Below are 22800 nucleotides of genomic sequence, written 5' to 3' on the forward strand. Positions count from 1 at the left end.
TGGACGCATGATCGGACGACTTCGCTCCGTTGTACTGGACTGCCCCGCCCCGTGGGAGCTGGCCCGCTTCTACCAGGGCGTGCTCGGCGGTGAGTTCCTACCGGGCAGCGACGACACCTGGGTCGTACTCCTGGAACCGGACGGCCGGCGCCTGGCGTTCCAACTGGCCGGCGACTACCGGCCGCCGGTGTTCCCCGACCCGCACGCGTCCCAGCAGTTCCACCTTGACATCCTGGTCGAGGACGTAGACGCCGCCGAACCCCAGGTCCTGGCGCTGGGCGCGAAGCTGGTGCAGCCCAACGACCCCGACCAGTTCCGCGTCTACACCGACCCGGTCGGCCACCCGTTCTGCCTGGTCTGGCTCTAGAGGCCGTACTCCTCCAGCAACCGCAACCAGACCTCGCTGATCGTCGGATACGACGGCACCGCGTGCCACAACCGTTCGACCGGCACCCGCCCGACGATCGCGACGGTCGCCGCGTGCAACAGCTCGGCCACGTCCTGCCCGACGAACGTGACGCCGCTCAGCCTGCCGTCTTCCACGATCATGCGCGCCTTGCCGCGGTACCCGTCAGCATGCAGCGACGACCCGGCAACCGCGATGTCCAGGTCGATCACCTTGCCGTCCGACTCCCGCGAGGTCTTACCGACGGACGCCACCTCGGGGTCGGTGAACACAACCTGCGGCACGGCAACGTGGTCCGCACTGGCCTGCCCCGCCGACCACGGCTCAGGCTCCTCCCCCTTGGCGCGCATGACGATCGCACTACCTACCGCCCGCGCGAGGTACTTACCTTGGTGCGTCAACATGACGCGACCGGTGACGTCACCCGCCGCGTAGAGCCACCTACCGTCCACTCCGGACACAAGCCCGGTGTCGTCAACCGCGAGCGGCTTCCCGTCCTTGGTGTTCGGCCGACGCCCAGTAGCAATGAGAATCCGCTCGCCGCAGACCTCGCGCCCGTCGTCGAGGGTGAGGGTGCCGGGTGCGAGAGCCGTCGCCTTGGCGTTCTGATGGATCTCGACGCCGTCTTCGCGCAGCCCGTCAACCACCATCGGCCCGACGAAGTCTTCGAAGCGCGGCAACGGGTGCTCACCGGAGATGACCAGCTGCACATTGGATCCCAGCCGCGCCCAGGCCTGCGCCATCTCAACGCCGACCACCCCGCCACCGAGCACGACGAGACTCTCCGGCACCTCCTGCGCGGACGTGGCTTCGCGCGACGTCCACACGGGAACGTCGCCGATTCCGTGCAGCGGCGGCATCTTCGGCACACTGCCAGTGCACACGACCACCGCGTGCCGCGCCCGATACAAGTCCCCGCCGACCGTCACCTCGCGCTCGCCGGTCACCTCACCACGACCGCGCACGATCGTGATGTCGTTGTCCTGAGCCCACTTGACCTGGCTGCTGTCGTCCCAGTTCGAGGTGAACTCGTTGCGTCGCTTGAGCACAGCGCCAGCCTGCAGCGGGCCGACCGGTATCCCGGGAACCCGCTGTGCGGCGACGCGAGCGTGTCCGGGCCGCAACAACGCCTTGCTAGGCATGCACGCCCAGTATGAGCACTCACCACCGATCAACTCGGCCTCGATCATGACCGTGCTGAGCCCACCGGCCGCGGTCCGCCCGGCCACGTTCTCGCCAACGGCTCCGCCGCCGAGCACGACGACGTCAACGTCCATACCCTCCAGCCAACTGGCTGGGCACCAAGCCCGCAACCGCGCGGGAACGTACAGCTCAGGGGTCGGGAACGTACGACTCGCGCCACACACGATGCGCGAAGCGCGAGCCACGGAACCAGGACCACAACGCAACCGGCAGCCAAGGAAGCGAGCACGTACGGAACCGGCAGCCAAAGGCGCGCGCAGCGCAAAGAACCACCAGGTGGTGGGCCCCTCCCGTCGCATCGCAGGCGAAGCCCTGCCGCATCCGAGCCCCCAGGTCAAGCACGCTTTTCGCTTGACCTGGGGGCTCGGATGTGGCTGCCTCAGGTGCGATGCGACGGGAGGGGCACACCACCCCAACGCAACCCACTACGAAACGACACCACGGAGGGGCCCCTCTTTGAGCTGAGCCGGGGTCCGGGGCGGAGCCCCGAGCAGGAAACGCACCACGCACGCAACCGGCAGCCAAGGCGCAACCACGCACGGAACCGGCAGCCAAGGAAAGTCAGCGCGTCGCACTAGCAACCCACCACACAAGCCGCCGCGTCGACACAAACCGGCAGCTGAGAAGAGGCCGACCACGCACGAAACCGGCAGCCAGGCCACGCCCCCAAGGGGTCCCCCGACCGGAGCACCCCTTACACATACCCAAGCACAGACCCCCGACAAGATCGGAAATCCAGACCCCAGCGGACCAGACCCCAGCGGACCAGAACCGAGCGGACCAGAACCGAGCGGACCAGAGCCCTGAGATCACAGCACCGGGATCCAGGGCGTCAGGAACCAAGCCACCACGGAACCAGCCGCGTCAGGGATCCAGGATGCTGCCGAGCAGCCGAGACAGTATGTCGTCAGCCGTCCCCAGCACGTGAGCCCGCTCCGCCGCATCCACGCGCTCAGCCAACTTGAACAGCGCATCCGCGGAATGCACCGCAATCCGGAACGTCAGCATGACCGGCCCAGACCCATGCACGCCGAACCGCTCGACGAACATCTCGGCCAACCGCTCAGCCATCAGCTCGTACTGATCGACGCTCGAATCGAGCCGATGACTGTCCAGCATGTCGCTGAACCGCACCCGCCCGAACCCCGGCACCTCGGCGAGCATGCGCAGGTAGATGCCGACGGTCTGGGCCATCGCGTCCCGCCAGTTGTCCGCGACCAGACCGTTGGCGAAGAGCTCCTCCACCTCGTTGAGGTAGGACTCCATGCCGCGCAACGCGAGTGCGTGCACGACCGAGCGTTTGTCGGGAAAGTATTGGTAGAAGGAGCCAATGGGCACACCGGCAACATCGACGATGCGCGCGGTGGTGATGTCGTCGTAGTCGTAGTCGTTCAGCAGGCTCGCACAAGCGTCCAGGATCGCGGTGACTGTAGCCGCGCCCCGTTGTTGCACCGGCTGTCGACGCATCACCCTGGCTAACCTGCCCCTAGCCGGGTCTTCATGCACATGAACATCTTTATGTATACGGACCGGTATGCCCAGCACAGGTTGCCGACAGGTTTCATCAACCGGGATCGCCGCGGCGCTTTCGGTGGACCACCCAAGCGAAGTCCACGACGCAAACCACGACGAGAACCCACAGCACAATCGCCAGCCACCAGAGGCCGGCTCGAGCCGCGAGCACTCCCGCGACGGAGTTGAACACGACGCCGAATCCGGCGAGCCACAACCGCAGCGTCAACGCGCTGCGCGGCGGAGCGGGCGGGGGCAGGTAGCCCGCTGGGTCTCCGGAAGGCACGTCACCCGGTTTCCCGCAGCGGCGGCGGTTCAACCCGGCGCAGCCGCGGCGGCTTGGTGACGTATGGGCGGACCAGGCGCGTTACCGCCAGACCGGGCGCCAGCAGCGGCACGATGGCGGTCAGCACGGCCGCGGTGACGCCGGCGCGCAGCACGTCGCGCGGCATCACGGCGATGCGGTCGACCACGAAGGCACGCCGCCCGGTCACCGACACCAGCGCCAGGACCAGCAGGAACACGCCCATGCTGAGCATCGCCCGGTGCACGGCCGGTTCGTAGCCGGCGGCTTCGCCCGCCACCAGCACCGCCAGCCAGCCGGCCAGGGCGGGCAGCTGCGCGCGTTCGGTGGTCGCGGCCCAGCTCAGGCCGCCGAGCGTGGCGCACCAGATCAGCACGTCGGCGCGGTCGCGGGCCCACGACGAGGCCGCCTCCAGCGGGATGCCGGTCCACGCGACCAGGTCCAACGGGCTCAGCGGCTCGCGCCCGAGCTGCCCGAGGACCCAGGCGAGCGTCCAGACGGAGAGGAGTGCGGCGAGAACGAGCTGCCAGCGCGGCCTGCGCACGGCACAGCGGCACAGGCGGACGAGCTCCGCACGTGTCATGGCTCCAGCCTGCCGTGCGTGGGCCCGGCGGGAACCGGCATCACCCGCCGGCCAGCACAGAAAACCACTATCGGTCGTATCGACATCACACTGAGTGCTAGACAGTTGCGACATCGGATCGTGGGACCTTTTCCTATGCTCTTCACATGAGCATCGATCGGCTACTGCGGCTACCCAGTTACCTGATGCTCCAGCTCGTGAAGGAAGCCCGCCGGCTCACCACCGGTCACCTGCGCGTTCCGCATCTCGCCGTGCTCGCGTGCGTCGCCGATCTCGGGCCGGTCGCGCAGAAAAAGATCAGCGACCGGCTGCGGATCGACGCCAGTGACCTCGTGACGCTGCTCGACGACCTGCAGGACCACGGGTACGTCGATCGCAAAAGGGACGAACGGGACCGGCGGCGCTACTCCGTCGAGCTGACCTCACACGGCAGGCGGGCGCTGTCGCACCGGTTCGACACCGCTGAGCAGCAGGAAGCCGAGCTGCTGGCGCCACTCACGGACCGTGAACGTGACGATCTGCGCACACTACTGCTGAAGGCGTATCTGCATCGCGAGGATTTGCGTGTAGATTAGACAGTCTGCACACGCGTAAGAATCAGGAACAAAAACCTGATAGAACACCGTATCGAGAAATGAGGCACGTTGTCAAGCCCCTCCGATGACCTCCGGATCTCCGAAATGGAACCGGAGCAGGAATACGTGGCCATGTTGTACGGCCGGCTGGACGACCTCCGCGAGCAGACTTCGAAACGCCTCGCCCAATCCCTCCGGCAGAGCGGCGGCACGCCGCAGATGCGGTCGGAGCGGGACACCTCCGTCGCGATGTACACGGACCAATTGGCTCAGTACAGCGCGGTGGAGAACGGCCTCGCGTTCGGCCGGCTCGATTTCCACAACGGTGACCGCTTCTACATCGGCCGGATCGGCCTGTTCGACGAGGACAAGGAATACGAGCCGCTGTTGATGGACTGGCGCGCACCCGCCGCCAGGCCGTTCTACCTCGCGACCGCCGCGTCACCCGACGGCGTGCGCCGGCGCAGGCACATCCGCACGAAGCAGCGGAAGGTCGTCGGGCTCGACGACGAGGTGCTGGACATCAACTCGGCGGACCTCGGCCGCAACGAGGGGCTGACCGGTGAGGCGACGCTGCTCGCCGCGTTGAACGCCACGCGCACCGGTCAGATGAGCGACATCGTCGCGACGATCCAGGCCGAGCAGGACGTGATCATCCGGTCCGAGCTCAACGGGGTCGTCGTCGTGCAGGGCGGTCCCGGCACCGGCAAGACCGCGGTGGCACTGCACCGCGCGGCCTACCTTCTCTACACGCACCGCCGCCAGCTCGCGAAGCGCGGCGTGCTGGTGGTCGGTCCGAACTCGACGTTCCTGCGCTACATCAGCCAGGTGTTGCCGTCGCTGGGGGAAACCGGTGTCCTGCTGTCCACTGTGGGCGAGCTGTTCCCCGGACTGAACGCCACGGGCAAGGAGCCGAGCGAGGTCGCGGCGTTGAAGGGCCGCATCCAGATGGCCGACGTCGTCGCGGCCGCGGTGCGCGACCGCCAGGAGGCGCCGCCGCTCGTCGAGATCCCGTTCGACCAGGACGTGCTGAAGCTCGACCGGCGGGCGATCAGCGACGCGCGCGGCCGGGCCCGCCGGACCAGGCGCGCGCACAACGAGGCGCGCCGCACGTTCGCCCGCGAGGTCATCTCGACGCTCGCCGGCCAGGTCGTGTCGCGGCTCGGCCGGCATCTGCTGGACAAGGCCGACGTCGACGACATCCGGCGCGAGCTGCGCGAGTCGCCCGAGGTGCAGGCGGCGATCGAGCAGCTGTGGCCGGTGCTCACGCCGCAGGCGCTGCTCACCGAGCTGTACTCGAACCCGAAGCGCCTCAACCGCGCGATGTCCAAGTTCACCAAGGAGGAACGCGCACTGATGCAGCGTTCCCCCGGCGCGCCCTGGACCCCGGCCGACGTACCCCTGCTCGACGAGGCCGCGGAGCTGCTCGGTGAGGACGACACCGAGGCCAAGGCCCGCGCGGAACGGCAGCGGCGGCAGGCCATCGAGTACGCGCAGGGTGTGCTGGACATCCTCGACCTCGAGGACGACGCCGACCCCGAGATCCTGATGGCGACCGACCTGATGGACGCCTACCGCCTGGCCGAACGCCACGGCGTGGACCGCTACGAGACGGCCGCCGAGCGCGCGGCCGCCGACCGCACCTGGACGTTCGGGCACATCATCGTCGACGAGGCGCAGGAGCTCTCGGCGATGGCGTGGCGCACGCTGATGCGCCGCTGCCCCAGCAAGTCCATGACCGTGGTCGGCGACATCGCGCAGACCGGCGACATCGGCGGCGCGACGTCGTGGGACGAGGTGCTGTCGCCGTACGTGATGAACCGCTGGCGCCGCACCGAGCTGACGGTCAACTACCGCACGCCGGCGGAGATCATGGAGGTCGCAGCGGACGTGCTCGCGTCGGTGGACCCGGACCTGGTGCCGCCGACGTCGGTGCGGGAAACCGGTGTCGCGCCGTGGGTTGCGCAGGTGGCGTCCTACGCCGCCGAGCTGCCCGCGCTGATCGCCGACGAGGTGGCCGCGGTCGGCGCGGGCAAGGTCGCGGTCATCGTGCCCGCCGCGGAGCTCTCCGCTCTGGGTGCCGCAGTGGTGGCCGCGGTGCCGGGGTCGTCGATGGGCAACGACCTGGAGGAGGCGCAGACCGTCGTGCTCGGGGTGACCGACGCGAAGGGGCTGGAGTTCGACGCCGTGGTGGTCGTGGACCCGGCCGGGATTCTGGCCGAGTCGCCGCGTGGGGCCAACGACCTGTACGTGGCGCTCACCCGTGCCACGCAACGGCTCGGCGTCGTGCACGCGGATGACCTGCCGGACGTGCTGGCGCGGCTCAAGGGCTGACGGCCCCGGAATTGTCAGACCCGCCTGGGAGAATTAAAGCCGGGGGTCCCCCAGGCGGGTGGACGCCCGCGTGAGCGCGGGCGGGGCTACGCGGCCAGCAGGTAGCCCAGGCGGGCCGCGCCGACGCCGAGGGCGATGCTCACCACGACGTTCAGCAGTCCGAACCGGAACTCGCGGCGCTCCAGGAGCCGCACGGTCTCGTAGCCGAACGTGCTGTACGTGGTGAGCCCGCCGCAGAAACCCGTGCCCAGCAACGGCATCCAGGTGCTGCTCGCCCCGGCGAGCAGCCCCAGCAGGAAGCACCCGGCGACGTTGACGGTCAACGTGCCCCACGGGAAGTCGGACGTGTGCCGCGACTGCACGTACCGGTCGGTCAGGTACCGCGCCGGCGCACCCAAAGCCGCCCCAAGAAAGACCATCAGCGCTTCCACAGCACCACCCGCTGTCCGAGGTAGGCGGCCGTGAACGCGCACACCGGGGTGAGCACCAGCAGCCACGAGAGGTCGAGGGCGTAGGCGGAGAACGTGGTGAAGCCGCCCAGAACACCGGTGCCGAGGAACGCGCGCACCCGTGGGGAAGGAGCGGACGCCATCAGCGCGCCGATCAGGAACGACCCGGCGACGTTGATCCCGAAGATCGACCACGGACCGGCCGACAGCAGGTACCGCGCCAGCGCCCCGAGCCCGCCGCCGAGCGAGACCAGCGCGACAAGTCCGAGGGACAGCTCGGTGCGTTGAGCGGGGACATGAAGATCGACATCCGGGTCGATCGCGTCGTCAGGAGGGATCTGCAAGGTGGTCGACCAGGTGATCGAGGGCCTTCAGCGCGCGGACGACGTCGTCGCGTTCGGACGGCTCGAGCTTGCTCAACGCCGAGCCGATGCGCTTCTCGTGTTCCTTCTGCCACACGGCGAGCTGTTCGTGTCCACGGGATGAGACGGACAAGCGGGCGACCCGGCGGTCCTTGGGGTCGCCGCCCCTGATCACGAGGCCTGACTCGATCAGCTGGCTGATCAGCCCGGACACCGTGTTGGGCGCCAGGCGCAGCTCCGCGGCCAGCTCACCGACCTTCATCGGCGGCCGTTCGGCCAGCGTCTGCAACAGCTCTACCTGCGCCATCGGCAACGACTCCCACGGCCAGTCGCTGCGGATGCTCGTCCGCAGCGCGCGGCGCAGCCTGGTGACGACGTCGGTGAGCGTGCGGGCCTCGTCTGACATGCGACAACTCTACTGATCTCGGAAAGTACCTCGGTGTCAGATATAATCTGGGCACGATGAATCTGACGGTCCTGTTCGGCGCATTCATGGGACAGCTCGACGCGAGCATCGTGCCGCTGGCGTACCCCGCGATCGGGGCGCGCTTCAACGCCGGGCAGAGCGTCGAGTGGGTGTCGCTCGCGTACCTGATCACGCTGGTGGCGCTGCTCGTGCCCATCGGCGGCTTCGCGGACAAGGTCGGGCGCAAGGCCGTCTACCTCGGCGGGTTCGCCGTGTTCGCGGGCGCGTCGCTGGCCTGCTGCGCGGCGCCGGCGCTGGAGTGGCTGGTCGCCGCGCGGGTAGTGCAGGCGGTCGGGGCGGCGATGCTGCAGGCCAACAGCGTTGCGCTGATCGTGACGAACGTGCCGCGGGAACGGATGCGCCAGGCCCTCGGCGTGCAGGCCGGGGCGCAGGCACTCGGGCTGGCGCTCGGGCCGTTGCTCGGCGGGGTGCTGGTGGACCGGTACGGCTGGTCCGCGGTGTTCGCGATCAATGTGCCGGTCGGCATCGTGGCGATCGTCGCCGGATGGTTCCTGTTGCCGGACACCAAGGGTGACGGCCGGGTCGAGCTCACGCCGTTGCGCGACGCGCGGGTGATCACCGGGCTGGTGGGTGTGCTCGTCGCCTACGCGGTGATGTTCGCACCGATGGTGGTGCTGCCGTCGACCCTGCGGGAACCGTTGACACGGATCGGTTTGCTGGTCGCCGTGCTCCCGGCCGGGTTCGCGCTGGCCGCGACACTGCTGCCGAAAATGTCAAGGTCGACCGGTATCGCCGTGTCCACAGTGGGCGGACTGTCACTGTTCACCGCACTGCCGCCGGCGGTCTCGTTGCTGACGCTGGGTATCGGCCTCGGCATCGTCGTGCCGGCGAGCAGCAAAGCCGTCATGGCGCGGATTCCGTCGGGCAACGCCGGCATCGGCAGTGGCCTGGTGAACATGGCCCGTGGCATCGGCACGGCGGCGGGTGTGGCGGTGGCGTCGTTACTCGTTCACTCCTTTCAGTGAGCGTTGTTGCGCCGATCGGGCCCATCCCCTGCCGCACGCGTGCACCCGCTCAGTAGCCTGCTGGCATGACTTTGAGCTGGGTGCCCGAAGGTGTCGACACCGGTCTGCCGAGCGCCGCGAGGCTGTACGACTACTTGCTGGGCGGCGGGCACAACTTCGCCGCCGACCGGGCACTCGCCGAGAAGTTCCTGAAGGCACAACCGAACGCGCGCACGATCGCGCGGCTCAACCGGGCGTTCCTGCGTCGCGCGGTGCTGTTCCTGATCGACAACGGGATCCGCCAGTTCCTCGACCTGGGGTCGGGCATCCCGACGGTCGGCAACGTGCACGAGATCGCACAGAAGGCCGATCCGGACGCGCGGGTCGTCTATGTGGACTTCGAGGACGTCGCGGTCGCGCACAGCAGGCTGATCCTGGAGCACGACGACCGCGCGACGATCATCCAGGAGGACATGACCGAGCCGGAGGCCGTGCTGGAGGCGGCCCGCAAGAGCGGGTTGATCGACTTCTCCCAGCCGGTCGGCGTGCTCACCGTCGGCGTCTTCCACTTCGTCTCCCCGGAACGCGACCCCGCGCGGGTGATCGCCGCGTACCGGGACGCCGTCGCACCGGGCAGCTACCTGGCGTTCTCCCAGTTCACCCAGGACCTGCAGCCCGAGGAGATGGCCGGGATCGTCGAGGTCATGAAGAAGAGCATGAACCCGATGTACCCGCGCACGAAGGCGGAGATCTCGGGCCTGTTCTCGGGCTTCGACATCGTGGAACCGGGTGTCGTGCCGTTGCCGTTGTGGCGCCCCGAAGGCCCCAACGACGACGACCCCGCGAAGGCGGGCATCTTCGCGGCGGTCGGCCGCAAGCGGTAGGTCCGTCTCGTCCGGTCCGTCCGGCTAGGCCACGCGGCGTCCGGGACGTACGCTGTGTAACCAGAATGCAACACGACGATCTGGCCAAGGCCTGGGCGCGCGCGATCTCCGCCACCGCGTACGTCCCGCTCTCGCCTGCCGAGCTCGAGGCGCTGTTGCGCGAACTGCTCGACCTGCTGCCCAAAGATCCGGAGACGGTGGCACGCAGGCTTGTCGAGGCGCACGTCGTGGGCCCGGAGTCGTTGCGGCGCACCATCGATCTGCTCCTGCCGGTGTTCGGCCCGGAGCTGCTGGCGAACCTGAGCTCGTGCTACGCGTTCGCGATGCGGCAGGACGCGTTCGACCAGCAGGAACAGATCAAGCTGGCCCTGCTCGCGTCGAAGCGCCACGCGGAACGCACGCTGAAGGTCAGTGAGGCGCGGTTTCGCGAGGTGTTCACGTCGTCCGCGCTGGGCATCGCGATCACCGACTTCTCCGGCATCTGCGTCGAGGCCAACGACACGCTCGCCGAGATCGTCGGCCACGGCTCCCTGGTCGGCCGGTCGCTCTTCGACTTCTTCCACCCGGCCGACGCGCAACACCTGCACCTCGCCTACCGCAAGGTCCGGGAGGGCCTCGTCGACCGGTTCCGGGAGCAGCGCAAGCTGATCCGCCACGACGGCGAACCCGTGTGGGTCTACCTGGCGGGCTCGCTGCTGCACGACGCGGACGGCGTGCCGGCGCACCACGTCACGATGATCGAGGACATCAGCGAGCTGCACCTGTTGCAGAAGAACCTCGACCACCAGCTGCTGCACGACCTGCTGACCGGCCTGTCGAACCGCCAGCGCTTCGTGACGCAACTGGAGAAGCTGCACCTGCGCGGCCCGATCACCTTGTACCACCTGGATCTCGACTCGTTCGCCGTGGTCAACAACGGTCTGGGACACGACGCGGGTGACAAGCTCCTGCGCGAGGTCGCCCGCCGGTTGAACAACGTCGTCCCCGCCGGCGCCGTGCTCGCCCGCATCGGCGGTGACGAGTTCGCCATCGTGAGCCCGGCGGGCAACGTGCCGGAGATGGTGGCGCTGATCCAGGAGGAGCTCACCGAGCCGACCTTTGTGGACGGACACGGCATCGCGCTGTCCGCCAGCATCGGCGTGGTCGACCGGCCCGCACTGGGCACGCCCATCCCCGAGCTGCTGCGCGCGGCCAACTCGGCGCTGCGCGAGGCCAAAGCCCGCGGCAAACGCCAGTGGGCGCTGTACGACGCGCACGCCGACGCCCTGCGCCGTGACCACCACTCCCTGGCCGCCGCGATGCCCGGTGCGGTCGAGAGCGGTGAGCTGGAGATCGCGTACGAACCCGTGCTGAACCTGGCCACCCGCTCCCCGCTCGGCCTGCACGCGCGGCTGCGCTGGGGCACGCTGCACCACGCGCAAACCCTTGCCCTGGCGGAGGAAACGGGCCTCTCGCTGCCCATCGGCCAGTGGCTGCTCCGCGAGGCGTGCCGGTACGCCGCCGAGCACCCGGACGCCCCGATGCTGCACGTGACGCTGAGCGCGCTGCAGTCACGGGACGAGGACCTCGTCGGTCACGTCAAACGCACCCTCGACGAGACCGGCCTGCCGCCCTCCCGGTTGCGGGTCGCACTGAACATCGGGTCCGTCGTAGCCGGCGACGACAACGTGCAGGTGCTCGCCGACAGCGGGATCGCCACCGGGCTCGACGGGTTCCGCGGCGGGTACGACCACCTCGAGCTGCTCGCCGAGCTGCCGGTGCGCGCGGTGCTCGTGCGGGCACCGGTTCCCGCACCGGATTCCGTGCTGCACAAGGCCATCCGCGACATGGTGACCGCCGTGCACGCGCTCGGCGCCAAGGTCGTCGTCGACGATGTGGCCTCCGCCGCGGACGCCGACTGGTGGGCCGCCGCGGGCGCCGACGCCGCCTGCCTCAGAGCTGTTTGACGGCCGCCAGCAGCTTGGTGAGCGAGTCCTTGGCGTCGCCGAACAGCAGCGTGGTCTTCGGGTTGTAGAGCAACGTGTTGTCCACGCCCGCGAACCCCGGCCGCATCGACCGCTTCATGAACACCACGGACTTGGCCCGGTCCACGTCGAAGATCGGCATCCCGTAGATCGGCGACGAGGGCTCGTCGCGCGCACCGGGGTTCACCACGTCGTTGGCGCCGACGACCAGCGCGACGTCCACCGACGTGATGCCAGGGTTGATGTCGTCGAGCTCCTTGAGCTGGTCGTACGGCACATCGGCCTCGGCGAGCAGCACGTTCATGTGCCCCGGCATCCGCCCGGCCACCGGGTGGATGCCGTACGACACGGACACCCCTCGTCCCTCCAGCTGCGCCACCAGCTCCCGCGCGGCGTGCTGGGCCTGCGCGACGGCGAGGCCGTAGCCGGGTACGACGACGACGTTGTGCGCGTACCCCAGCAGGATCGCAACGTCCTCGACCGTGCCGGCGCGCACGGTGCGCTGCTCGCCCGACGCGGCAGTCGCGGCGACGGCGGTGAAGGCGCCGAACAGGATGTTCGCCAGCGGCCGGCCCATGGCCTGCGCCATCAGCCGGGTCAGGATGGTGCCGGACGCGCCGACGAGCGTGCCCGCCACGATCAGCAGGGTGTTGGCCAGGACGTAGCCCGAGGCGGCGACCGCGAGACCGGTGAAGGCGTTCAGCAGCGAGATCGCGATCGGGACGTCCGCGCCGCCCACCGGGAGCACGAACAGCACACCGAACGCGAGGCCGGCCAGCGCGAGCAGCACCAGCAGAAACCCCGACGGCACAACGGAAACCGCGACGGCCAGCACCACGGACACGGCCGCGACACCGATCGACAGGATCTGCCCGAACGGCAGCACGACCGGGCGGGACGTCATGAGCTCCTGCAGCTTCAGGAACGTCACCACGCTGCCGGAGAACGACACCGAGCCGATCAGCACGGTGAGCACGGTCGCGATCCGGAACAGAACATCTGGCTCCGTTACGCCCAGGAACTCGGTGAACGCGACCAGCGCGGCCGCGGCGCCACCGACACCGTTGAACAGGGCCACCATCTGCGGGATCGCGGTCATCTTCACCGACCGCGCGGCCGGAATGCCCACGGCCACCCCGAGCACGATCGCGACCACGATCAACAGTCCATTGTGCTCAACACCGTGCACGAACGCCGTGACGACCGCGACCGCCATCCCGGCGGCGCCGAGCAGGTTGCCCGCCCGCGCGTACCGCGGGGTGGACAGGCCCTTCAGCGCGAGGATGAAGCAGAGGGCCGCGACCAGGTAGATCAGCTGGACCGTCATCGCTTGTGCCCCTTGAACATCTCGAGCATCCGGTCGGTCACCACGAAGCCGCCGACCACGTTCACGGTGGCGAGGAAGACGGCGAGCAGCCCGAGCACCAGCTCCAGCCCGGACGTGGCGTGGCCGGTGATCAGGATGGCGCCGACCAGGATCACGCCGTGGATCGCGTTCGCGCCGGACATCAGGGGCGTGTGCAGGATCGTGGACACCTTCGACACGACCTCGAAGCCCACGAAGACGGCCAGCACGAAGATCGTCAGCAGGTCGATCATGGCAGCTCCCTGCGCACCACGCCGTCGTGGGTGAGACAGCACCCGGCGAGCACCTCGTCCTCGAGGTTCACCAGCACGGCGCCGTCGACCATCATCAGCTTCAACAGGTTGACCACGTTGCGCGCGTACAGCTTGCTGGCGTGCACCGGCATGCCGGACGGCATGTTGAGCGCGCCGTGCACCAGCACGTCGCCGATCCAGACGTCCTCGCCCGGCGCCGAGCCCATGACGTTGCCGCCGGACTCCGCGGCCAGGTCGACGACGACCGAGCCGGGAGCCATCGCCTTCAGCATGTCGGTGGTGACGAGCACCGGCGCCTTGCGGCCGGGAACGGCCGCCGTGGTGATCACGATGTCGGACGCGGCGACGTGTTCACCGATCAGATCCCGTTGGCGTTCCAGGAACTCCTCGGACTGCACGGACGCGTAGACGCCGTCCTGCTTCTCCAGGTCGAGCTCCAGGAACTTGGCGCCGAGGCTGCGGACCTCCTCGGCCGCGGCGGCGCGCACGTCGTATGCCTCGACGACGGCACCGAGCCGGCGCGCGGTCGCGATGGCCTGCAGGCCGGCCACACCGGCGCCGAGCACCAGGGCCTTGGCGGGCGGGACCGTGCCCGCGGCCGTCGTGAACATCGGCAGGAAGCGCGGCAGGCGTTCCGCGGCGACCAGCGCGGCGCGGTAGCCGGAGACGAGCGCCTGCGACGACAGGGCGTCCGCGCTCTGCGCTCGGGTGACGCGCGGGAGGAGGTCGAAGCTGAACGACGTGACGCCGCGTTCGGCATAGATCTCGATCAGCTCGCGTTCCGCCAGGGGCAGGAAGCTGACCGTGATGTCGCCGGGCCGCAGTCTTCGGGCTTGGTCAAGGGTTAACGGCTGGACGCTGATGACGACGTTGACATCACCGACGGGATCGTCCGGTGTGACGGTCGCTCCGGCCGCGCGGTAGGCGGCGTCGACCGCGTGCGCGTGGCGTCCCGCACCTTCCTGGACGAGCACGGTGAGTCCCGCTTCCACCAGCGGCGGAACGGTTTCCGGTACACAGGCGACGCGACGCTCGGCGGGCCGCGACTCTGCGGGTGTTCCCACTCTCACAGGACAGACGTTACGGGATCACCGTGACCTGGACCACAGTACTTTCCGCGTGAACCAGGCGGCGGTACCCAGCGCGAGCACCACGACACCGCCGATGACCGACGCGATCGGCAGGCTGAACGCGAGCACCACACAGCCCGCCAGACCGAACGCCGGGACGACCCGTTTACCCAGTGACCAGGCGCTCGCGTTCGCGACGGCGTAGTAGGTGAGGACGCAGAACGACGAGAACCCGATCGCGCCGCGCAGGTCCACCAGCAGCACGAGAGCGATGACGACAAGTCCGACCGCGAGCTCGGCGTGTCGCGGCACCCCGGCGTGCACACGCGCGAGCACTGGCGGCAGATGGCGGTCGCGGGCCATCGCGAGCACGGTCCGCGACACGCCCAGGATCAGCCCGAGCAACGAGCCGAGCGCGGCCAGGCACGCGGACACCCGGATCACCGCGGCGAGCTGCGGTGCCACGCTGACGAGCGGAGCGCTCGAGGAGGCGAGCACGTCCGCGCCCACAGCGCTCAGCGCGGTGAACGCGACGACCGCGTAGACGGCGAGCACGATGCCGAGCGCGAGCGGGATCGCCCGCGGGATCGTGCGTTCCGGATCGCGGACCTCCTCACCGAGCGTCGCGATGCGCGCGTACCCGGCGAACGCGAAGAAGATCAGTCCGGCCGCCTGCAGCACGCCGCCGGCCTTGATCGCGCCGAAGTCGGCGTCGTGCGGGGCGACCGCGACCACGGTTCCCAGGCCCAGCAACGTGATCGTCACGATGATCTTCGTCAGCAGTACGGACTTCTGCACTCCGAACAGGTTCAGAGTGGTCAGTGCGACGACGCCGGCGACCGCGAAGAGCTTCGGGTACCCGGCGTACGCGCCGAACGTCAGCGCCATCGCCGCGCAGCTCGCCGTCTTGCCGACGACGAACCCCCAGCCGGCCAGGTAACCCCAGAACGGGCCGAGGCGTTCGCGTCCGTAGACGTAGGTGCCGCCGGACTCCGGGTAGCGCGCCGCCAGCCAGGCCGACGACATCGCGTTGCAGTACGCCACGAGCCCGGCGATCACGAGCGCCACGAGCAGTCCCGATCCGGCGGCCGCGGCCGCCGGTCCGAACACCGCGAACACCCCGGCGCCGATCATCGAGCCGAGCCCGATGACGACCGCGTCGGTCAGACCGAGCCTGCGCGTGAGTTCCACGCGGACATCTTGTCAGTGCTTCACCGGGCAGCTCGACGGGAAGAAGTTCGGCAGCAGCTCTTCGGTGTCGTAGTACCGGTGGTAGACGGGCGTGATGCCGCCGGACACGGGCGGCACGATCCACGACCAGTCGGCCGGGCAGGTGCGGCCCGCCGCCTCCTCCTTCTTGAGGTGCGTGAGGAAGCGCTGCGACTCGGTGTGGTGGTCGGTGATCGTCACGTTCGCCTGCTGGAACGAGTGCAGCACCGCCCGGTTCAGCTCGACGAGCGCCCGGTCGCGCCACAGCGTCGTCTCCGACGACGTGTCGAGGCCCATCCGTTTCCCGATGTAGGGCAACAGGTCGTAGCGGTCGTGGTCGGCCAGGTTGCGCGCACCGATCTCGGTGCCCATGTACCAGCCGTTGAACGGCGCCGACGGGTAGTCGATGCCGCCGATGCGCAGGCGCATGTTGCTGATCGCGGGCACGGCGTGCCACTTCACGCCGAGACGTTCGAGCCAGTCGAGCTCGGGGTGGGACAGCGGGACCTCCAGCACGGCGTCCTCGGGGACGTCGACCAGGCACGTCTTTCCGTTGTGCTCCACCATCAACGGCAGCACGTCGAACGGACCGCGGTGGGCGGGCGGCTCCCAGCCGCGCTGCACGGCGAGCTCGGTGAGCGCGAGGTTGCGCGCGTCGCCCATGATGCCGCCGTCGGATCCGCGGTACGCGGCGTAGCGGATGATCTGCTCGTTGCGGATGAGCGGCGCGGGCGAACCCGGCTCCTCCGGGGCGAAGATGCTGATGACCGGCCGGATCTTGCCGCCGTTCGTGGCGAGCCGCAGGTGCTCGACGCACTCCTTGGCGACCTCGGTGGGCTCGCTCACCTCACGCAGGTCGCGCACTTTCAGGCTGCGCCAGTACAACCGGCCGATGCAGCGGGCGCTGTTGCGCCACGCGACCCTGGCGCCGTAGGTGAGTTCGGCCGTGGTGTGCCGGTAGGTGCCGGTCGCGGCGATCTCCGCGTGCACCTCGGCGAGTCGGGCTTCCACCTTGCCGATGTCGCCAAATCCAACTTGCACAGCTTCGGCGTGGTGTTGGCGTACGAAGTCCTCCGCTTCCGCGATGTCGAACTCGGCTTCGTTCGGGGTCTCCGTGATCGAGTGCTCGACAAGGGAAGCGGACAGGGACATCACAACAGTCGGGGAGCTCGGGACGGGGGCCATGGCGGGACACCGTAATTGCACATTCGTGGAGCTGGAACCGCCTGTTCGGTTAGCCCAAAACGATCTCTGAAGCGCGTCCGATGCATTGGGTAGGTACTTGATAGTGCAAAGGGGTGACGAGTCCCGCGAAAAAGGGTGGTGTTGAACCGTTATCGCGCCGAGACCGCCCGTTGATCAGTGAGTCACGTCACCGATGGATTCGACCCGATCGGGTGAAGTCGTGGCGCCTGCCAGGCACTGAACCGAGTCATTCCGCGCAGAGCGATGTTCGACGGCAGTGCGCGGAACACGAAATCCCGCATCCCGACGGCGACCGGGTTGCGCAGCTCCAGCCCGAACCGCCCGATCTGCCTTGCGGCGCGGGCGATTCGCTGCGTGCGCGGACGTCGTGCCTGGTCATAACGGGCCAATGCGGACGGTAGTTCGTCATCCGCCACACAGGACGCGAGCACCACCGCGTCCTCCAGTGCCATGCACGCGCCCTGCCCCAGGTACGGCGTCATCGCGTGCGCCGCGTCGCCGAGCAACGCGACTTTGCCCCGAACATAAGTAGGCAATGGAGCCGCCAGTTCGAAAATGTCGTGCCGCAGGATGTTCTCCGTTGCCGCCATCAGCCGCGGAATCGGGTCGTGCCACTTCTCGAAGAGCTCGAACGGGTCGAGGTCGGCGTTGGGCGGCGCGACGGTCGAGACGTACCAGCAGACCCGCCCGTCGCCGAGCGGCAGCACACCACATTCGCCGCCGGGGCCGAGGGTCTGGGCGATCTCCAGGTCTTCGAACGGGCCCGGCGCAACGCCGCGCCACGCGGTCGCCCCGGCGTAGACCGGTTCCGGGAAGTGCGGGAACAGCTGGGCGCGGATCCCGCTGCGGATGCCGTCCGCCGCGACGACCAGGTCGGCGTCGACGCCATCCTGCAAGGTCGCCTTGACGTTGTTGTGCAGGCACTTCGCCGGCAGCGCTTCGAGCAGCGTGCGGTGCAGGTCCGCCCGGTGGATCGCGACGATCTCCTCCTGCCCGACGGCCGGCAGCTTGGCGAGCCAGCGGCCGTCGGCCGCCCGGATGCCGCCGGCGACGCGAGGCGTGCCGAGCCGGCGCACCTCGGCGCCGAGGCCGAGCTCGTCGAGCGCGCGCAGGGCGTTGGGCATCATGCCGATACCGGCTCCGACCTCGCCGAACTCCGGCGCGCGCTCCAGCACGTCGACGTCCCAGCCGACCTTGCGCAGCGCGACGGCCGCCGCGAGACCACCGAGTCCGCCGCCGATCACGATCGCTTTCACGCCCGCCTCCTTCTACAGGTGTAGAGAGGTTCATACTACAGCTGTAGAACGGAAGGGCAAGGGCGTGAGTGGTTTCCGTCGCTATGACGACGGAAACCACTCACGATCCCGATGACGCGCGAGCGGGAGGGCAACAGTGACGGAGCGCCTGGAGCGGCGGCCCCCGATGACCGGGCGCGTGGCGGCACTCGCCGACGCGGCCATTCACCTCGTGGCCACGAAAGGGATGCGCGGCCTCACCCACCGCGCGGTCGACGCACAGGCCGGACTCCCCCAGGGCACGACCTCGGCGTACTTCCGCACCCGCAAGGCGTTGATCGAAGGCCTGGTCCGCCGCCTCGCCGAAGTCGAACAAGCCGAGCTCGAACTGGACCCGGCCGATCTCGCGGGCAGCATCGCCCACGTGCTCGAAGCCTGGCTCACCACGGGTCGCGAACGGACACTCGCCCGGTACGCGTGCATGCTCGAAGCCACGCACCACACCGAGCTGCGCGACATCCTCGTGCACGGCGTGGCGCCGCGGGAACGCGCCGAACAGCTCGTGCAGGCCCTCGGTTCCACGGATCCGAAGCGCGATGGCGCGCACCTCGTGGCGTTCCTGGAGGGCCTGCTCTTCTACAACCTGGTGGGCGCGGGCTCGACGCAGCCGCTGCCCGACCTGAAGTCCGCCGTGGAAAAGGCGTTGCGGCTCTGAGTAGCGTCGGACGCATGGGATTCGGGTACGGGGTCTTCTACCTCTGAGCAGGACGTGACCACAGCACACGTCCTAGTTCACCCATGCCCAGGGGACTCCCATGCGTACCCACGTTCATTTGACGACCGAAGATCTCACCAAGGGATACGACACCGCGCCCGTGCTCAGCGGCGTGACGCTCACCGTCGGCGCCGGTCAGCGGCTCGGCGTGATCGGCGAGAACGGTCGCGGCAAGACCACGTTGCTCCGGCTGCTCGCCGGTGACCTCCCGCCCGACCACGGCACCGTCACCAGGCACGGCAGCGTTTGCCTTGTCACCCAAGAAATGGCCGCCACCGGCACGGTCGGCGACCTGCTCGACGAAGCACTGAAACCCGCCCGCGAAGCACTGTCCGAACTGGATGAAGCGGCGACAACGATCACCGAGGACGAGCAGCGCTTCACCGAGGCACTGGCACACGCCGAGGCGATCGAGGCGTGGGACGCGGAAAGGCGCGCCGATATGGCGTTGAAAAGCCTTGACGCGCAACACGATCGCGCGCGACGGCTGGACGAGCTGTCGGTGGGGCAACGCTACCGCGTGCGGCTGGCGTGCCTGCTCGCCGAACGCGCGGACGTGCTGTTGCTCGACGAACCGACCAATCACCTCGACGAGAACGCCTTGAGGTACCTGGCGGATCGGCTCGCCGAGCACCCCGGCGTGGTGGTGCTGGTGAGCCACGACCGCGCGTTGCTCGACGACGTGTGCACGGCCGTGCTCGACCTCGACCCCACCGCGGACGGCGAACCGCGCCTGCACGGTGGCGGGTACACGGCGTTCAAGGCGGCCAAGAAGGCCGAACGGGCGCGCTGGGAACAGCGGTTTCAGCAGGAGAACGACGAGCACGACCGGCTGGAGGAGCAGGTCGAGAAGGCGAAGTCGCGGCTGGTCGACGGGTGGCGTCCGCCCAAGGGGGCGTTCAAGCACAAGCGGTCGACGCGCGCTCCCAGCAAGGTGCGCAACGTCGCCCGCCGGCTCGCGGAGCTCGGCGAACGCCGGGTGCCACCGCCACCGCCGCCGCTGCGGTTCGCGCCGCCAGACCTGCGAGCCGAAGGCGATCTGCTCAGCGCGACACCGTTCGTCGTGCCGGGGCGGGTCGACTGGGCCGAGCCGCTCGCGCTGTCCGCGGGTGACCGGCTGCTCGTGGTGGGCCCCAACGGTTCCGGCAAGTCGACCGCGCTGAACGTGCTCGCCGGGCTGGTCGCGCCGGCCGAAGGGGCGGTGCACCACCACGGCCGGATCGGTTTGCTGGCACAGGAATCGTCGTTCGACGACGAGACCACCCGAGCGGGTGACGTGTGTCCGCTCGCGGCGGAACTCGGTCTGCTGAGCGGAAAAGACCTCGAAAAGCCCGTCGCGGTGCTGTCGACTGGTCAGCGAAGGAGGCTTTCGCTGGCGTGTCTGCTGATCGCGCGACCGGACGTGCTGCTGCTCGACGAACCGACGAACCACCTGTCGATCACGCTCGTCGACGAGCTGACCGAGGCGCTGCACGCGACCGCGGCCGCGGTCGTCGTGGCGACGCACGACCGTTGGTTTCGCACGGAATGTGCCGGCTGGCGGACGCTGCGCACAAAACTTCCTTCACAGTGTCGTGAAACTTCTGTAGCTTCGAAAGCAGGTCGCTGAGCACTGGGAGGTGTGCGACATGACCGAACTGGTCACCACAGGGCTGCCACTGAAACGTGAAACGCCGTTGGATCCACCCACTGAGCTGCACAAGATCCGCGAGCAGGCGCACGTCAGCCGGATGAGGATGGCCGACGGGCACCTCGGCTGGCTGATCACCGGCCACGCCGAGGTGAGGGCGTTGATGGCGGACAACCGGCTGAGCACCCGGTCGGAAAAACACCATCCGCTGATGGCGTTGCCGAACGGCGACATCCCGGAGCGCCGGGCCGCCGAGCCGGGGATGTTCCTCGGCCAGGACGCGCCGGACCACACGCGGCTGCGCCGGATGCTCACCGGCCAGTTCACGGTGCGGCGGATGAACCAGCTGGCGGCGTGGATCGCGCAGATCGTCGACGAGCAGCTGAAGTCCATGCGGGCGAAGGGTTCGCCGGTCGACCTGGTGGAGGAGTTCGCGCTGCCGGTGCCGTCGCTGGTGATCTGCGAGCTGCTCGGTGTGCCCTACGAGGAGCGCAACCGGTTCCAGGACGACACCGCGAAGATGCTGAACTTCGAGCACGGCTTCCAGGAGATGATGGACGCCAGCCAACGGGTCGTTGACTACGTCGGCGAACTGGTCGCGCGCAAGAAGGTCGAGCCGGGCGAGGACATGCTCAGCGGCCTGCTCGCGGCGGGCGAGGCGACCGACGAGGAAGTCAAGAACATGGGCTTCCTGCTGCTGGTCGCCGGGCACGAGACGACCGCGAACATGCTGGGGCTGGGGACGTTCACGCTGCTGCAGCACCCCGATCAGCTCGAGCTGCTGAAGAACGACCCGTCGCTGATCGACAACGCGGTCGAGGAACTGTTGCGGTACCTGACGATCGTGCACTTCGGCACGATCCGCACCGCGCTGGTGGACTTCGAGTTCCAGGGTCACCAGATCAAGGCGGGCGACACGCTGTCGCTGCACCTGCCCACCGCGAACCGGGACCCGGAGAAGTTCCAGGACCCGGACCGGCTGGACATCCTGCGGCCGGCGACGGGGCACGTCACGTTCGGGCACGGCATCCACCAGTGCCTGGGCCAGCAGCTGGCGCGTATCGAGATGCGAGTCGGGTTCACGGCACTGTTCCGCGAGTTCCCCGACCTGCGGCTCGACGTGCCGGCGTCGGAAGTTCCGATGCGAACGAACATGTCCATCTACGGAGTGCACTCGCTACCAGTAGCGTGGTCGGTATGAGGATTTCGGTCGACCAGACTCGCTGTTGCGGCTCCGGCATGTGCGTTCTGACGGACCCGGAGCTGTTCGATCAGAGCGAGGAGGACGGCACCGTCGTCCTCCTCGAGCCCAACCCGTCCGCGGAGCACGAGGCCACGGCGAAGGAAGCCGCCGGCCTGTGCCCCGCGGGGGCGATCACGGTCACGGACTGAGGGTCTGGTTCCGCGCCAGGTACCCGTTGGCGATCAGCCAGCTCACGTTGAGCGGGCCGTCACCGGGTACCAGGGCGCGGTCCAGCTTCTCCTGCAGTCCGTTGCCGCGCTGCTCGAACCACGGTGCGATCGGGCCTTCCCACACTTTGAAGGCCTTCTTGACCTCGTACGAGTGGTAGTTGCAGCGGTACGCGGGATCGAACGTGTTCAGGCTCTGCGGCGGAATGGACCGGCTCGCGTACGGCGAGCCCTCCGGCGCGAGGAAGGCGCCGAACTCGCTGCCGAAACGGTCCAGATCCTGACCCGGCTTCAGTTCGATCACCCACTTGATGGGCTCGCCCCGGTGGTCCAGCTTGTAGCCGTCCTGCGGCGGGTACTTCCAGCCGTTGTCCCACCACTTGGCCAGGAACGCGGCCGCGTCGAGGTGGCCGAACCGGTGGTAGCCCGCGAGGATCGGGCCGACCGGTCGTTGATAGGGGCGGGGCAGGTTGTTCGGCCCCAGCCTCGAGTCGTTCTGGTAGGCGCCATCGCACAGAGCCGGTGCGGACGCGAGGGCCGGGGTTACGCCACCGAGCAGACCGATGACCGAGACGAAGACAGCCAGCAGTAACCGTTTGCCTGCGAACATCCTGCCATCTTGGCGGATCTTCCCTACG

Annotated in this window: 24 protein-coding genes; 10 read left to right on the top strand and 14 right to left on the bottom strand. The window is 68.8% G+C overall.

The annotated features are described in order from the left end of the window. Positions 1-7: 7 nt before the first annotated feature. Complete coding sequence (locus QSK35_RS30155; RefSeq protein ID WP_285750949.1) at positions 8-367, top strand: VOC family protein; 360 nt, start codon at positions 8-10, stop codon at positions 365-367. On the opposite strand, the gene QSK35_RS30160 is transcribed toward QSK35_RS30155, so the two are convergent. The 4 genes from QSK35_RS30160 to QSK35_RS30175 form a co-directional block, all read right to left on the bottom strand. After that, positions 364-1683 carry a dihydrolipoyl dehydrogenase family protein gene (locus QSK35_RS30160; RefSeq protein ID WP_285750950.1) on the bottom strand — a complete coding sequence of 440 codons (1320 nt, stop codon included), beginning with the start codon at positions 1681-1683 and terminating at the stop codon, positions 364-366. The two genes, QSK35_RS30155 and QSK35_RS30160, sit on opposite strands and share 4 nt — an antisense overlap. A 790-nt stretch (positions 1684-2473) precedes the next feature. Next, the gene (locus QSK35_RS30165; protein WP_285750951.1) at positions 2474-3115 is read right to left on the bottom strand and encodes a TetR/AcrR family transcriptional regulator; all 642 of its coding nucleotides are present in this window, start codon (positions 3113-3115) and stop codon (positions 2474-2476) included. A 58-nt stretch (positions 3116-3173) separates the two neighbouring features. Continuing rightward, positions 3174-3407 carry a DUF6343 family protein gene (locus tag QSK35_RS30170; protein ID WP_285750952.1) on the bottom strand — a complete coding sequence of 78 codons (234 nt, stop codon included), beginning with the start codon at positions 3405-3407 and terminating at the stop codon, positions 3174-3176. A gap of 1 nt (position 3408) precedes the next feature. Then, positions 3409-4008 (bottom strand): hypothetical protein, encoded by a 600-nt coding sequence (locus QSK35_RS30175; protein ID WP_285750953.1) that lies wholly within the window; start codon positions 4006-4008, stop codon positions 3409-3411. Positions 4009-4154: 146 nt separating this feature from the next. On the opposite strand from QSK35_RS30175, the gene QSK35_RS30180 reads away from it, so the two are divergent. Together QSK35_RS30180 and QSK35_RS30185 are read left to right on the top strand one after the other, a co-directional pair. Continuing rightward, positions 4155-4583 (top strand): MarR family winged helix-turn-helix transcriptional regulator, encoded by a 429-nt coding sequence (locus tag QSK35_RS30180; protein WP_285750955.1) that lies wholly within the window; start codon positions 4155-4157, stop codon positions 4581-4583. A gap of 105 nt (positions 4584-4688) precedes the next feature. Then, positions 4689-6917: a HelD family protein gene (locus QSK35_RS30185; protein ID WP_285750957.1), complete on the top strand. Its 2229-nt coding sequence runs from the start codon at positions 4689-4691 to the stop codon at positions 6915-6917. An 86-nt stretch (positions 6918-7003) separates the two neighbouring features. Here the strand turns inward: QSK35_RS30185 and crcB are convergent, their stop codons facing one another. The 3 genes from crcB to QSK35_RS30200 are packed head-to-tail and all read right to left on the bottom strand — an operon-like array spanning position 7004 to position 8134. Then, the gene (gene crcB / locus QSK35_RS30190; RefSeq protein WP_502881740.1) at positions 7004-7336 is read right to left on the bottom strand and encodes a fluoride efflux transporter CrcB; all 333 of its coding nucleotides are present in this window, start codon (positions 7334-7336) and stop codon (positions 7004-7006) included. Beyond that, on the bottom strand, positions 7336-7710 hold the full coding sequence (locus QSK35_RS30195; protein ID WP_285750960.1) for a fluoride efflux transporter FluC: 375 nt from the start codon (positions 7708-7710) through the stop codon (positions 7336-7338). Before QSK35_RS30195 ends, crcB begins: the two co-directional genes overlap by 1 nt. After that, a complete protein-coding gene (locus QSK35_RS30200) occupies positions 7694-8134 on the bottom strand; it encodes a MarR family winged helix-turn-helix transcriptional regulator (RefSeq protein ID WP_285750961.1) in 441 nt (146 codons plus the stop codon). The genes QSK35_RS30195 and QSK35_RS30200 overlap by 17 nt, the downstream gene beginning before the upstream one ends. 56 nt (positions 8135-8190) lie before the next feature. Here QSK35_RS30200 and QSK35_RS30205 point away from each other — a divergent pair, with 56 nt between their 5' ends. The 3 genes from QSK35_RS30205 (at position 8191) to QSK35_RS30215 (ending at position 11989) form a co-directional block, all read left to right on the top strand. Next, the gene (locus QSK35_RS30205; RefSeq protein WP_285750962.1) at positions 8191-9180 is read left to right on the top strand and encodes an MFS transporter; all 990 of its coding nucleotides are present in this window, start codon (positions 8191-8193) and stop codon (positions 9178-9180) included. Between the two features lie 65 nt (positions 9181-9245). Next, on the top strand, positions 9246-10043 hold the full coding sequence (locus QSK35_RS30210; protein WP_285750963.1) for an SAM-dependent methyltransferase: 798 nt from the start codon (positions 9246-9248) through the stop codon (positions 10041-10043). A 65-nt stretch (positions 10044-10108) separates the two neighbouring features. Then, positions 10109-11989, top strand: coding sequence for a diguanylate cyclase domain-containing protein (locus QSK35_RS30215; protein WP_285750964.1), 1881 nt, complete (start codon positions 10109-10111; stop codon positions 11987-11989). Here QSK35_RS30215 and QSK35_RS30220 read toward each other — a convergent pair. The 6 genes from QSK35_RS30220 to QSK35_RS30245 all read right to left on the bottom strand — a co-directional run bounded on the left by QSK35_RS30220 (position 11976) and on the right by QSK35_RS30245 (position 18368). Further along, positions 11976-13334: an NAD(P)(+) transhydrogenase (Re/Si-specific) subunit beta gene (locus QSK35_RS30220; protein WP_285750965.1), complete on the bottom strand. Its 1359-nt coding sequence runs from the start codon at positions 13332-13334 to the stop codon at positions 11976-11978. The genes QSK35_RS30215 and QSK35_RS30220 overlap by 14 nt on opposite strands. Then, entirely contained in the window at positions 13331-13606 is a 276-nt protein-coding gene (locus QSK35_RS30225; RefSeq protein WP_285750966.1) for an NAD(P) transhydrogenase subunit alpha part 2, read from the bottom strand. Before QSK35_RS30225 ends, QSK35_RS30220 begins: the two co-directional genes overlap by 4 nt. Beyond that, the gene (locus tag QSK35_RS30230; RefSeq protein ID WP_285750967.1) at positions 13603-14697 is read right to left on the bottom strand and encodes an NAD(P) transhydrogenase subunit alpha; all 1095 of its coding nucleotides are present in this window, start codon (positions 14695-14697) and stop codon (positions 13603-13605) included. Before QSK35_RS30230 ends, QSK35_RS30225 begins: the two co-directional genes overlap by 4 nt. Before the next feature lie 18 nt (positions 14698-14715). Further along, entirely contained in the window at positions 14716-15888 is a 1173-nt protein-coding gene (locus tag QSK35_RS30235) for an APC family permease (protein ID WP_285750968.1), read from the bottom strand. 12 nt (positions 15889-15900) lie between these two features. Next, positions 15901-17091, bottom strand: coding sequence for a nitric oxide synthase oxygenase (locus QSK35_RS30240; protein ID WP_285750969.1), 1191 nt, complete (start codon positions 17089-17091; stop codon positions 15901-15903). Between the two features lie 182 nt (positions 17092-17273). Continuing rightward, a complete protein-coding gene (locus QSK35_RS30245; protein WP_285750970.1) occupies positions 17274-18368 on the bottom strand; it encodes an FAD-dependent monooxygenase in 1095 nt (364 codons plus the stop codon). A 136-nt stretch (positions 18369-18504) separates the two neighbouring features. Between QSK35_RS30245 and QSK35_RS30250 the strand changes: the two genes are divergently transcribed. From QSK35_RS30250 to QSK35_RS30265, 4 genes are all read left to right on the top strand, one after another. Continuing rightward, complete coding sequence (locus tag QSK35_RS30250; RefSeq protein WP_285750971.1) at positions 18505-19062, top strand: TetR/AcrR family transcriptional regulator; 558 nt, start codon at positions 18505-18507, stop codon at positions 19060-19062. 100 nt (positions 19063-19162) lie between these two features. After that, the gene (locus tag QSK35_RS30255) at positions 19163-20731 is read left to right on the top strand and encodes an ABC-F family ATP-binding cassette domain-containing protein (RefSeq protein WP_285750972.1); all 1569 of its coding nucleotides are present in this window, start codon (positions 19163-19165) and stop codon (positions 20729-20731) included. A 19-nt stretch (positions 20732-20750) separates the two neighbouring features. Continuing rightward, complete coding sequence (locus tag QSK35_RS30260) at positions 20751-21953, top strand: cytochrome P450 (protein ID WP_285750973.1); 1203 nt, start codon at positions 20751-20753, stop codon at positions 21951-21953. Continuing rightward, a complete protein-coding gene (locus QSK35_RS30265; RefSeq protein ID WP_285750974.1) occupies positions 21950-22144 on the top strand; it encodes a ferredoxin in 195 nt (64 codons plus the stop codon). The genes QSK35_RS30260 and QSK35_RS30265 overlap by 4 nt, the downstream gene beginning before the upstream one ends. Here the strand turns inward: QSK35_RS30265 and QSK35_RS30270 are convergent. Further along, positions 22134-22772, bottom strand: coding sequence for a TNT domain-containing protein (locus QSK35_RS30270; protein ID WP_285750975.1), 639 nt, complete (start codon positions 22770-22772; stop codon positions 22134-22136). The genes QSK35_RS30265 and QSK35_RS30270 overlap by 11 nt on opposite strands. Positions 22773-22800: the final 28 nt, after the last annotated feature.

The sequence above is a fragment of the Lentzea sp. NBRC 105346 genome, assembly GCF_030269605.1.
Classification (GTDB): domain Bacteria; phylum Actinomycetota; class Actinomycetes; order Mycobacteriales; family Pseudonocardiaceae; genus Lentzea.

Bases quoted from the DNA above. Each gene is read 5' to 3' on its own strand.
- QSK35_RS30155 (WP_285750949.1), top strand. From the start codon at position 8: ATGATCGGACGACTTCGCTCCGTTGTACTGGACTGCCCCGCCCCGTGG.
- QSK35_RS30160 (WP_285750950.1), bottom strand. From the start codon at position 1,683: ATGGACGTTGACGTCGTCGTGCTCGGCGGCGGAGCCGTTGGCGAGAAC.
- QSK35_RS30175 (WP_285750953.1), bottom strand. From the start codon at position 4,008: ATGACACGTGCGGAGCTCGTCCGCCTGTGCCGCTGTGCCGTGCGCAGG.
- QSK35_RS30180 (WP_285750955.1), top strand. From the start codon at position 4,155: ATGAGCATCGATCGGCTACTGCGGCTACCCAGTTACCTGATGCTCCAG.
- QSK35_RS30185 (WP_285750957.1), top strand. From the start codon at position 4,689: ATGGAACCGGAGCAGGAATACGTGGCCATGTTGTACGGCCGGCTGGAC.
- crcB (WP_502881740.1), bottom strand. From the start codon at position 7,336: ATGGTCTTTCTTGGGGCGGCTTTGGGTGCGCCGGCGCGGTACCTGACC.
- QSK35_RS30200 (WP_285750961.1), bottom strand. From the start codon at position 8,134: ATGTCAGACGAGGCCCGCACGCTCACCGACGTCGTCACCAGGCTGCGC.
- QSK35_RS30205 (WP_285750962.1), top strand. From the start codon at position 8,191: ATGAATCTGACGGTCCTGTTCGGCGCATTCATGGGACAGCTCGACGCG.
- QSK35_RS30210 (WP_285750963.1), top strand. From the start codon at position 9,246: ATGACTTTGAGCTGGGTGCCCGAAGGTGTCGACACCGGTCTGCCGAGC.
- QSK35_RS30215 (WP_285750964.1), top strand. From the start codon at position 10,109: ATGCAACACGACGATCTGGCCAAGGCCTGGGCGCGCGCGATCTCCGCC.
- QSK35_RS30220 (WP_285750965.1), bottom strand. From the start codon at position 13,334: ATGACGGTCCAGCTGATCTACCTGGTCGCGGCCCTCTGCTTCATCCTC.
- QSK35_RS30225 (WP_285750966.1), bottom strand. From the start codon at position 13,606: ATGATCGACCTGCTGACGATCTTCGTGCTGGCCGTCTTCGTGGGCTTC.
- QSK35_RS30240 (WP_285750969.1), bottom strand. From the start codon at position 17,091: ATGGCCCCCGTCCCGAGCTCCCCGACTGTTGTGATGTCCCTGTCCGCT.
- QSK35_RS30255 (WP_285750972.1), top strand. From the start codon at position 19,163: ATGCGTACCCACGTTCATTTGACGACCGAAGATCTCACCAAGGGATAC.
- QSK35_RS30260 (WP_285750973.1), top strand. From the start codon at position 20,751: ATGACCGAACTGGTCACCACAGGGCTGCCACTGAAACGTGAAACGCCG.
- QSK35_RS30265 (WP_285750974.1), top strand. From the start codon at position 21,950: ATGAGGATTTCGGTCGACCAGACTCGCTGTTGCGGCTCCGGCATGTGC.
- QSK35_RS30270 (WP_285750975.1), bottom strand. From the start codon at position 22,772: ATGTTCGCAGGCAAACGGTTACTGCTGGCTGTCTTCGTCTCGGTCATC.